At 67.2% G+C, this 10,820-nt stretch carries 7 protein-coding genes; 4 read left to right on the plus strand and 3 right to left on the minus strand.

All coding sequences use genetic code 11. The features are described 5' to 3' along the window. The first annotated feature begins 53 nt into the window (after positions 1–53). A complete protein-coding gene (locus C6Y44_RS20540) occupies positions 54–1,385 on the plus strand; it encodes a S1 family peptidase (RefSeq protein WP_085469142.1) in 1,332 nt (443 codons plus the stop codon). Positions 1,386–1,552: 167 nt separating this feature from the next. Continuing rightward, positions 1,553–2,860, plus strand: a complete 1,308-nt coding sequence (locus tag C6Y44_RS20545; RefSeq protein ID WP_085469143.1) for a S1 family peptidase — start codon at positions 1,553–1,555, stop codon at positions 2,858–2,860. A gap of 588 nt (positions 2,861–3,448) precedes the next feature. Here C6Y44_RS20545 and C6Y44_RS20550 read toward each other — a convergent pair. After that, the gene (locus C6Y44_RS20550) at positions 3,449–4,129 is read right to left on the minus strand and encodes an ammonium transporter (RefSeq protein WP_159417585.1); all 681 of its coding nucleotides are present in this window, start codon (positions 4,127–4,129) and stop codon (positions 3,449–3,451) included. 434 nt (positions 4,130–4,563) lie between these two features. Between C6Y44_RS20550 and C6Y44_RS20555 the strand changes: the two genes are divergently transcribed. Continuing rightward, positions 4,564–7,740: a (Fe-S)-binding protein gene (locus tag C6Y44_RS20555; RefSeq protein WP_159417584.1), complete on the plus strand. Its 3,177-nt coding sequence runs from the start codon at positions 4,564–4,566 to the stop codon at positions 7,738–7,740. A gap of 58 nt (positions 7,741–7,798) precedes the next feature. On the opposite strand, the gene C6Y44_RS20560 is transcribed toward C6Y44_RS20555, so the two are convergent. Further along, positions 7,799–8,749, minus strand: a complete 951-nt coding sequence (locus C6Y44_RS20560; protein ID WP_159417583.1) for a hypothetical protein — start codon at positions 8,747–8,749, stop codon at positions 7,799–7,801. A 95-nt stretch (positions 8,750–8,844) separates the two neighbouring features. After that, positions 8,845–9,819: an alpha/beta hydrolase gene (locus tag C6Y44_RS20565; protein WP_159417582.1), complete on the minus strand. Its 975-nt coding sequence runs from the start codon at positions 9,817–9,819 to the stop codon at positions 8,845–8,847. 115 nt (positions 9,820–9,934) lie between these two features. Here C6Y44_RS20565 and C6Y44_RS20570 point away from each other — a divergent pair, with 115 nt between their 5' ends. Then, a complete protein-coding gene (locus C6Y44_RS20570) occupies positions 9,935–10,813 on the plus strand; it encodes an esterase/lipase family protein (RefSeq protein ID WP_159417581.1) in 879 nt (292 codons plus the stop codon). The last annotated feature ends 7 nt before the right edge of the window (positions 10,814–10,820 follow it).

The following is a 10,820-nucleotide window of genomic DNA, read 5'->3' on the forward strand; positions in this document are numbered from 1 at the left end:
GATTCCACGAAGCACCTGTTCAAGAGCACATCGAGCACACATGAAAGGCCTCCATGCGTCTCTCGTCGGCGTCGCGCGCCGCAGTCCGTTCCACCACCCGCCGCGTCGCAGTCGCAGCGGCCTCCGCGGTTCTGCTGGCAGTGCCCTTGAGCGCCACAGCGAGTGCCGCGCCCGCCGAACAGTTGCCTTCCGCTGAACTTCCCGCCGAACTCGTCGAGGCGATCCAGCGCGACCTGGGTCTGTCCCCCGAGGAGTACCTCGATCGTGCCGCCCGCGCGCAGGAGCTCGGCGACTACGCCCGCGACTTCCGCTCCGAGCACCCCTCCGAGTTCGCCGGTGCCTGGCTCGGCGAGGACGGCAAGCCGGTCATCGCCGTCACGAATCGCGAGGCCGCCGAGCGCGCTGCGCAGGACGGCTTCCACGCCACGGTCGCGCCGGTCTCGGCCGACGGACTCGAGCAGGCCCTCGCCGAACTGAACCGCTGGGTGGCGGGACTCCCGCGCGAGGTGTCGTCGCAGATCAACTCCGCGTCGATCGATGTGCTCAACAACCAGATCGTCCTCGACATCGTGAACTCGCCCATCGGGCGCGCACTGAACCTGCCGTCGCTGGTCGCGAACGTGCAGGTCCAGCTGTCGCCGGGCATGCCGCCGAACGATCCGGCCCCGATGGGTGGCGACACCTACATCACCGCCGACGGCGACGTCCGCGCCACGCCCATCGAGCGCATCGGCATCTGCTCGTTCGGCTTCAACGGTGTCGACGCCGACGGTAACGCCGTCAACCTCACCGCCGGTCACTGCGACGCGGTCGCCCGTGCCGACGGTGGTTCGACGGTCTACCTGCCCAACCGCGCGAACATCGACGAGAGCGTGCGGATCGGCAAGTTCACCGAGTCCACGGTGGGCACCGACAGCACCCTCGACTACGGCATCGTCTCTCTCGACGAGGCCGGCGTCGAGGCCGGCCTCGACCGCCCGTCGGTCCGCGGCGGCAACGGTTCGACCCTCACGGTCACCGGCACGGCCGTTCCGGTCGTCGGCGCGCCCGTCTGCAAGTCGGGCCAATCCTCGTCGTTCACGTGCGGCCTCGTCGTCGCCGATCGCATCGAGACCCAGCTGACCTACGACTCGGGCTTCTCGAGCACCATCCGCGGCTTCGCGACCTCCGCCTGCACCCTCGCGGGTGACAGCGGTGGCGCCATCGTCACCGGCACCCTCGCCCTCGGCGTGATCAGCGGATCGAACAGCGCCGGCGCACCGAACTGCGTCGAGGCGAACCTGGTACTCGCGCCCAACGGTGGCACCTCCAGCCTCGGCATTCCGATCCAGGAGATCGAGAACGCCACCGGCACCCGGGTCCGTACTGCGGCGAACCCGGCATAACGGCCGGAACCGTCCGGTCCGTTCGTCACAACAGTCACACGAGTCTCATCCGTAACCGAGAAGTACCTATGTACTTCCTCGCTCACCCCTTAGGATCGGACGGACGCCGATCCGCGGGGGAACGGCGCCTTCGCGCGTGCATGCGTGAAGGAACGAGAAAGGTATCCATGCGACGCACCTTCGCACGTCGGACGGCCGTCATCGGTTCGGCCGCACTGCTGCTCCTCGGTCCTGCCGTTGCCATCGCGCAGGCCGAACCCGAGACCGAACCCGCGCAGACGTCGTCTCTGCCGGCCGAGCTCGTCGAGGCGTTGCAGCGCGACCTGAACATCGATGCCGAGCGCTTCCTCGCCGATGCGCAGCGCAGCCAGGATCTCGCCGCGTTCGCCGAGAAGGCACGGGAGCAGTTCGAAGCCGTCTTCGCCGGTGTGTGGCTGGACGACCAGGGCACCGCCACGGTCGGCCTCACCGAGGGTGACGGCTTCGAGGAGGCCCGCAAGGCCGCCGAGGATGCCGGATTCACCGTCGCCGAGACCGAGCGCAGCGAGGACGCCCTCGAAGATCAGCTCGGCGCGCTGGGCGACTGGCTCGAGACCCAGCCGCCCGCCGTCGCCGACGTCATCCGCGGTATCGCCATCGACGTGGTGAACAACGACGTCGTCGTGCGCACCGACAACGTGTCCGGTGTCGAGCTCCCCGACTTCCTCGACGGGGTGCGCGTGCTGTTCGCTCCCGCCGAGCTGACGCCGGAGGGCGCGACCGACCTGCAGCCCATCGCCGGTGGCCTCGACGCCCCCGACGCCCTCTTCGGTGGCGACGCCTACGCCGCGCTCGGCGCCGGTGAGGGCCTGCGCTGCTCGCTCGGCTTCAACGGCGAGGACGGCAGCGGACAGCCCGTGAACATCACCGCCGGCCACTGCGACCCCAACCGCGCGCAGGCCGGCACTCGGTGGGCCTCCCAGGTCCACCAGCTCATCGGCGACAACCTCGGCCAGCACCTCGGCTCGTTCGAGAAGACGGTGCTCGACGGCAGCGACTACGCGCTGATCCGCCCCACCTCCGATGCCGCGGGTCGCTTCGAGAACAACGGCGTGCGCGTTCCGTTCGCCGCTCCGCTGCCCATCACGGGTATCGCGGATCCCGTCGTCGGCGCCCCGGTCTGCAAGTCGGGCCTGCGCACCGGCTACAGCTGCGGCGTCGTGACCGCCACCGGCCAGAACGTCGAGATCGGCCACCGCGTGCTCGAGAACGGCTTCTCCACCAACCTGTGTGCCCTGCAGGGCGACAGCGGTGGCACCCTCGTCACCGGCACCCTCGCCCTCGGCATCTCCAGTGCCTCGAACGTCGGCCAGTACGGCATGTGCGAGATCGCCGGGTTCGTCAGCGGCCTGCTCGGTGAGAGCCCCGAGCTGTTCGCCACGCCGATCAAGACGGTCCTGGCGGAGAACCCGGGCCTGAAGGTCCGCACCTGGTAATCGACCAGAACGTCACGAAGGTCCGTTCCCTACGGGGAGCGGACCTTCGTCGTTCGTGGGGGCGTTCGGAGGGGCGTACGGCCGTGCCGGTCGGCGCAGGTTCGGGGCGGTTCTCCTGCACCACAACGACCGGCGGCAGAAGGCGGTGGAACAGCCCTTCGTCGGGCGTTCGGAGGATGCCTCCAGGGGCCCTCGGAAATGCCCCTGAATCCGCTTCGGAAAGCGCCCGCGAGCTGCATTTCCTAGGTGAACCTAACCACCTCCGGGACCTGGCTTCCCAATGTCCGTTTAGCGTAGGTTACGATCCTCGCACCCTGGCCGGTAGCGCCATCCCCTGAAAGGACTTCACTTGAGCACTGAACTCTTGATGACCAGCTTCGACATCTTCGGTTACATCTGGGACATCCTCACCTACGGCAGCCGGCTGCTGCTCGGCTCCGCCTAGGTCCGGTTCGAGCTGGAGACCCTGTCCGATCTTTCTTGGACAGGGCCTTTTCCGGTGAGGCTCCAGAGCGGAAACAGAACGGCCGCCGCAAGGAGCATGTCCTTACGGCGGCCGTTCGAGTTCGAATGCCTACCCGACTGGAATCAGTTGGCGTAGACCGTGGTGCCCGGAGGCGCAGCCAGCGTCTGGATCAGGCCGATGCCCGCGATCGCGAGCGTGGGACCACCCGCGACGATGGTGCCGATGATGCCACCGACCGTTGCGCCCAGAGGAATGGAAGCAAGACCCACGGGGCCACCGAGCAGGCCGAGACCGCCCACCACGGCTCCGATGATGGTTCCGGCCAGGCCGCCGACCGCGGTCGCGATACCCAGCTGCGACGCGAAATTCTGCTGAGCCTTCAGGTTCTCGTCCGGCGAAGCAACATCGGTCAGCTTCAGGGCGACCGGCGTGAGGCTCGCGCCGACCTTGTCCTCGGGGGCGACGGGGGTGGCCTTCGACAGGTCGGTGACCGGGGTCAGCGTGAGGGTCTTGCCGTCCTCGCTGATCTGACGCTCGAAGGGGAGCTGCAGATCGCCGAGCTGAATGGCCAGCGGCAGGCTGAGGACAGTGTTGCCGGCGTTGTCCTGGAGCTCGACGCTCTCGCCGTCCCCGGAGACCTGGAACTCGCCGGCGTCGATGACGGTGACCACCGAGTCGCCCTCGACCTTGGACTCGTAGTTGATCTCGTCCTGCGCAGCGGGCGCCGCATACGAGGTACCGGCGGTGATGCCCATGGCGGCGATCGTCATCGTCGCCACAGCGGCAAGCTTCTTCAGCTTCATCTTTTTCCGTTCTGTGACATGGCGCACGCCTGTTAAGACGCCCCCATTCTGCTGTATTGACCTGGAGTTCTACGTCCCCCGACGCGTACAGCCCACATGCGAACCCCATGTACCGGGCGAATCATAACCGACATCACATCCGGAGTGTTATACCCCTTTGTCCGAATGGACACCGCATTGTGGCCGGTAGAACGTGTCATGACCTCCGTGTGACACACGCCTCGTTTCGGGCAAGTTAGGACATCCTGCGTGACGGCGGTATCACGTTTGGCCTCTAGCGTGTCCGGGCACACGGTCTCCGATTCGACGCAGATTTTGCTACTGGCGGGTAACTCCAGTTCAGAACAAGTTACCGGTGGGTAACTTTGCTTGCGTTACGATGCGGTGACTCATACCAGGCGGCACGACGCCGCCCCCGACACGAAAGGCCACGTATGAATGCCCTGACGATTACGTTGGGCACGATCGGCGTGCTGCTGAGCCTCGTGTGTTGGTTCGCGTTCATCAGCGGCGCACTGAAGATGGTCAACACGATCCGGGTCGGCCAGCCGGCCCCGGACCGCTGGCGGCCGTTCTTCCCGCGCTTCAAGCAGATGGTCGTCGAATTCCTCGCGCACACGAAGATGGTCAAGTTCCGGACCGTCGGCTGGGCGCACTGGCTGGTGATGGTCGGCTTCATGCTCGGCGCGATCGTCTGGTTCGAGGCCTACGGCCAGACGTTCGATCCGGAGTTCCACTGGCCCCTCATCGGTGACACCGTCGTCTATCACTTCATCGACGAGATCCTCGGCCTCGGCACGGTGATCGGCATCCTGACGCTGATCTACATCCGCCAGCGCAACCATCCGCGTCAGCCCGGTCGGATGTCGCGCTTCAGCGGCTCGAACTTCAAGGCCGCCTACTTCGTCGAAGCGGTCGTGCTGCTCGAGGGCCTGGGCATGATCCTGGTGAAGGCCGGCAAGATCGCCACCTACCACCACCACAACGCCTACACCGACTTCTTCACGATGCAGGTCGCTCGGATCCTTCCGGAGAGCCCCGAACTCGTGTCGGTCTTCGCGTTCATCAAGCTCATGTCGGGCATGGTGTGGCTCTACATCGTCGGCCGCAACATCACCTGGGGTGTCGCATGGCACCGCTTCTCGGCCTTCTTCAACATCTACTTCAAGCGTGAGGACGACGGCGGTCCCGCTCTCGGTGCCGCACGTCAGATGATGTCCGGCGGCAAGCCCGTCGACATGGAAGACGCCGATCCGGACAAGGACACCTTCGGTGCCGGCCGCATCGAGGACTTCACGTGGAAGGGTTGGCTGGACTTCACGACCTGCACCGAGTGCGGTCGTTGCCAGTCGCAGTGCCCCGCCTGGAACACCGGTAAGCCGCTGTCGCCGAAGCTGCTCATCACGTCGCTGCGCGACCACGGTTACGCCAAGGCTCCCTACCTGCTCGCCGGTGGTCGCACCGATCTCGGTGGCGACGAGGTCGGCCTGGTCGACGCCGAGGGCAACCCGGATGAGGCCAAGCTGGCGAAGATCCCGACGTCGGCTCGCGAGGAGTCGGGTCGCAAGCTCGTCGGCGAGACCGAGGGACTGCTGGAAGCAGGCGAGCTCGCTCCCGTCATCGACACCGAAACCCTGTGGTCGTGCACCAACTGTGGTGCGTGCGTCGAGCAGTGCCCGGTGGACATCGAGCACGTCGACCACATCATCGACATGCGTCGCTACCAGGTGCTCATCGAGTCGGACTTCCCGTCCGAGCTCGCGGGTCTGTTCAAGAACCTCGAGAACAAGGGCAACCCCTGGGGCCAGAACGCCAAGGACCGTCTCAACTGGATCAACGAGATGGAGTTCGACATCCCGGTCTTCGGCCAGGATGCCGACAGCTTCGACGGCTACGAGTACCTCTTCTGGGTCGGCTGTGCCGGTGCCTACGAGGACCGCGCCAAGAAGACCACGAAGGCCGTCGCCGAGCTCCTCGCGACCGCCGGCGTGAAGTTCATGGTCCTCGGTGCCGAGGAGACCTGCACCGGCGACTCCGCTCGCCGCGCGGGCAACGAGTTCCTGTTCCAGCAGCTGGCGCAGCAGAACATCGAGGTCCTCAACGGTGTGTTCGAGGGCGTCGAGCAGAGCAAGCGCAAGATCGTCGTGACCTGTGCGCACTGCTTCAACGCGCTGAACAACGAGTACCCGCAGGTGGGTGGCAGCTACGAGGTCGTCCACCACACGCAGCTGCTCAACCGTCTCGTGCGGGCGAAGAAGCTGGTCCAGGTCAAGGCCGTCGGCCAGGACGTGACCTACCACGATCCGTGCTTCCTCGGACGGCACAACAAGGTCTACAACGCTCCGCGCGAGCTGATGGCGGCGTCGGGCGCGAAGCTCGTCGAGATGCCGCGTCACGGCGAGCGGTCCATGTGCTGTGGTGCCGGTGGTGCCCGCATGTGGATGGAGGAGAAGATCGGTAAGCGCATCAACATCGACCGTGTCGACGAAGCGCTCACCACGAATCCCGCCAAGATCGCGACGGGCTGCCCGTTCTGCCGCGTCATGCTCACCGACGGTGTGACGGCGCGTCAGGAAGAGGGCAAGGGCGAGGGCGTCGAGGTCATCGACGTCGCGCAGCTCATGCTCGAGTCCATCTCTCGTGTCGAGGCTGCCAAGCTCAGCGACAACCTCAAGGTCGTCCAGCAGCCGAAGACGCCGGTCGAGGTCGAGGAGACCGCGGAAGAGGTCGAGAAGGAGCGCGTCGAGGAGGTCGAGGTGGCAGCGGCAGCGCCGGCTGCTCCGAAGACCACCGGTGCCCCGAAGGCCGGCGGGCTGCAGATGAAGGGCGGTCTCAAGGCTCCGGGCGGACCGAAGGCTCCCGGTGGTGCGAAGGCTCCTGCTTCCGAGGCAGCCGAGGCTTCCGCAGCTCCGAAGGCGAAGCCGGGCGGACTGCAGATGAAGGGTGGCCTGAAGGGTCCGGGCGCGAAGAAGGCTGCGGCTCCGGCTGCACCTGCCGCGTCGTCCGAGGCTTCTGCTGCTCCTGCGGCCGAGGCACCGGCAGCGCCGAAGGCCAAGCCCGGTGGACTGCAGATGAAGGGCGGCCTCAAGGCTCCGGGTGCGAAGGCCCCGGGTGCCGCGAAGCCGGCCGCACCTGCTGCCCCTGCCGAGTCGTCGTCGGAAGCTCCCGCAGCCGAGGCACCTGCGGTGCCGAAGGCGAAGCCGGGTGGCCTCCAGCTCAAGAGCGGCCTGAAGGGCCCCGGCGCCAAGAAGGCGGCTCCGGCAGCGAACTCTGCGCCCGCGGCTCCGGCCGAGGAAGCACCTGCTGCGGAGGCTCCCGCGACGGAAGCCCCTGCGGAGCAGCCGAAGGAGTCGGCGCTCCCGAAGGCGAAGCCGGGCGGACTGCAGCTCAAGAGCGGTCTGAAGGGACCGGGTGCGAAGAAGGCTGCGCCTGCCGCTCCTGCTGCTGCGCCGGCGAAGGCGGAGCCGACGCCGGAACCCGAGCCGGTCGCCGAGGCTCCTGCGGAGCCCGAGACGCCCGCGACCCCGGCGAAGCCGGAGGTCGAGGCACCGAAGGCGAAGCCGGGCGCGCTCGGCTTCAAGCCCGGCGCGAAGGCACCTGGCCGCAAGTAGGTACGCAACGCGAGGTTGAGGCTCGCAACGCTGGCAGTGACTGCTGGCGTTGCGAGCCTCACTTCTTTGTTGCGTACCTCCCCGTCGGCCCGCTCCCCCGCGCCGCCCGTGCGAACGCCTCCCGCACCTTCGTTGCGACGGCGCCGCGGGTCCCGAGGTCCTGCCACGTCCACCGCACCACCGTCCACCCCGCGTGACGCAGTGCGTCCTCCCGCAGCTTCTCGCGGTAGACCACGTCCTCGGCGGCGGTGGTCGCGACCCCGTCGCGGCGGTACTTGATCCGACCGTCGAACTCGCCGATCACACCGTGCTCCGGCCACAGGAAGTCGACGCGAGCGAGCCACCTGCCGTCGGCGGAGAAGACGTCCACCTGTGTGAGCGGCAACGGGATCTGCTCACGGACGAACAGGACCCTGCTCCGCGACTCGCCGGCGCTGTCGCTGCACCCGCTCGACAGCTGCACGGCACGACGCGCGTGCGCGATACGGGGATGGCTCCCCATCCGTTCCACGGCACGGGTCAGATCGACGGGGGCAACCAGCCCTGCTCGCAGCGCACTGTCGGCAAGTACGACGGCCTGCTCCACCGGCACCGTTGCGGCCACATCCGTGATCGTCCGTGCGACCGACAGCACCCGCGCTCCCCTCCGATCCACGACGTCCGCCTCACGGAAGAGCGCGGCGTGCATGACGCGGCCGGGTGTCCTCCGCGCTCCACTCGGCGCGTTGCGGGTGAGGTGCACATCGTCGAGTGGGATCTGCCAGACGTCGAGCCCGTGCAGTACCGCGGCCGATACGTGGCTCAGCGCCGAGGCTGGTCCGGCATTCGCGATGAACGCCCGTGCCCGCAGAGCATGTCGAGCGTGATCGTCGGCCCCCGCATACTGGTCGGACTGGACGAAGACTCCCGACGCGAGCCGAGTCCACGTTCCGTTCCGCACCAGACGTCGGATCTCCGCATCGGTGACGCCGCGCGCATGTGCCTCGCGCCGCAGGATCAACTCCCCCATGACGCCCAGCATCGCCTGTCGCCCCGGGCCCGCAGGTGCCTACGAGGACGAATCGGCCGGGTCTGTGGATGAACCGACCGCCTGTGGAGAACTCGTCAGGAGGCGCCGATCGCGGGGCCGAGGACGGGCCACGAGTTGTGCAGGTCGTCCTGCCAGTAGCCCCAGTTGTGGGTGCCGTCGTCGTGGATGTCGATGGTGGCGGGGATGCCCAGTTCGTCGAGGCGCGTCGCCATGCGCCGGGTGCAGTCGGCCGCGGCGGCTTCGATGAGTCCGCCCTTGATGACCACGTCGGCGAGGTCTTCCTCGTCTTTGATCCACTCGGATTCGAGATTGTCGTAGCGGCCGGGCAGGCCGGTGCGCGACGACAGGTACAGAGTGGTGCCGCGGAGTTTCTCGGCGTTGACGTACGGATCGTTGGCGACCCAGGTGGGGTCGTCGAACGGCCCCCACATGTTGAGCGGGTTGCCGAAGAAGTTGACGACGGTCGTGGTGACGAAGGCTTGGCCGAGGGGGTCGCTCGTGCGTGCGCAGCCGCTGAAGCTGCCCACCGCGTCGTACAGATCCGGTGCAGCGATGGCGAGATTGAGCGACGACGTACCCGACATCGAGAAACCGATCAGACCGTTGGTGCCGGTGGTCGCGTAGGTGCCGTCGATGACGGGCGGCAGTTCCTCCGTGAGGAAGGTGGCCCACTTGTAGCGGCCGAGGTTCGGGTCGTCGTGCTTCCAGTCGGTGTAGTAGCTCGACTCGCCGCCCTTCGGGATGACGACGTTGACGTGCTTGTCGGAGAAGAAGTCGACGATGTCGGACTGGTCCATCCAGCTGTTGTTGTACGACCCGCCGTCGACGCCGCTCAGCACGTACAGCGTGGGGCCGGGAGTGTCGGTGTCGGTGGGGCGCAGGATCCGCAGCTCGATGTTCTCGTCCATGGACGGCGAGTAGACCTCGATGTCGAGCTGCTGGTCGTCGACGACCGTGGTGCTCACGAGCCGGGCCTCATCGGGTTCTGCGGACGCCGTCGACGCTCCGAGTCCCCAGGTCGACGCCACGACGGTCGTCACGACCGCCAACGCGGATATCCGCCGCATAGATATACTCCGATTCCGTTCCCCTGCGCAGCCCCCGGAACACCTTATAGGGCCGCAGTGCACTTGCCGATAATCGTCACTGTTCGAAGGATGACCCGTGTTTGGCCGATCGCTCCTGCTGACCGTTCTCGCCGCGGGTCTTCTCGGATCCGGCGTGGCGGCCGCCTCGCCCGCCACGCTGCCCGTTCCGTACGAACTTCCCGACACGGTGGCTCTGGAGCTCGAGAATCCGGGTGGTTCGGCTCCCGGCTCGAACGACCCGAATTGTCGCCCGACCGCCGACAAGCCCAATCCTGTTGTGCTGGTCCACAACACCAGCGGCAACCGGCAGGTCGCGTGGCAGACGTTCTCGCCTCTGCTCGCCAACGCCGGCTACTGCGTCTTCGCTCCGACGTTCGGCGCGTTCCCCGGTCCGTGGCCCGTCAGCGCTCTGGGTGGGATGGCGCCGCTCGAGCCGAGCACACATCAGCTCTCCGCATTCGTCGACGAGGTGCTCGCGCAGACCGGAGCCGAGAAGGTCGACATCGTCGGCCATTCGCAGGGCACGTTGGTCGCGGCGAAGTGGATCGGTGACGGCGGCGCCGACAAGGTCGACCGGCTCGTGTCGCTCGCTCCCCTGTGGGACGGGACGACCATCGTCACCAGCGACGGTGTGATGCGCGACTTCGAGTACGCGACGTGCCCCGCCTGCGCCGACATGCTTCCCGGTTCGCAGTTCCTCGAGGATCTCGCCGCGACCGGCCGTTTCGTCGAGCCGGTGGAGTACACGAACATCCTCACCGCCCACGACGACGTGGTGCAGCCGTACACGAGCGGCCTGGGCGAGGACCCGAACGTCACCGACATCGTGCTGCAGGACGTGTGTGCCTCCGCGAAGACCACGCACCTGCAGATGCTTGCCGACCGGCTCACCGCGGAGCTCGTGCTCTCCACCCTCGACGAGACCGTTCCGGCGCCCACCGGCTGCGTCGACTGACGGCACC

Source organism: Rhodococcus rhodochrous (assembly GCF_014854695.1).
Classification (GTDB): Bacteria; Actinomycetota; Actinomycetes; order Mycobacteriales; family Mycobacteriaceae; genus Rhodococcus.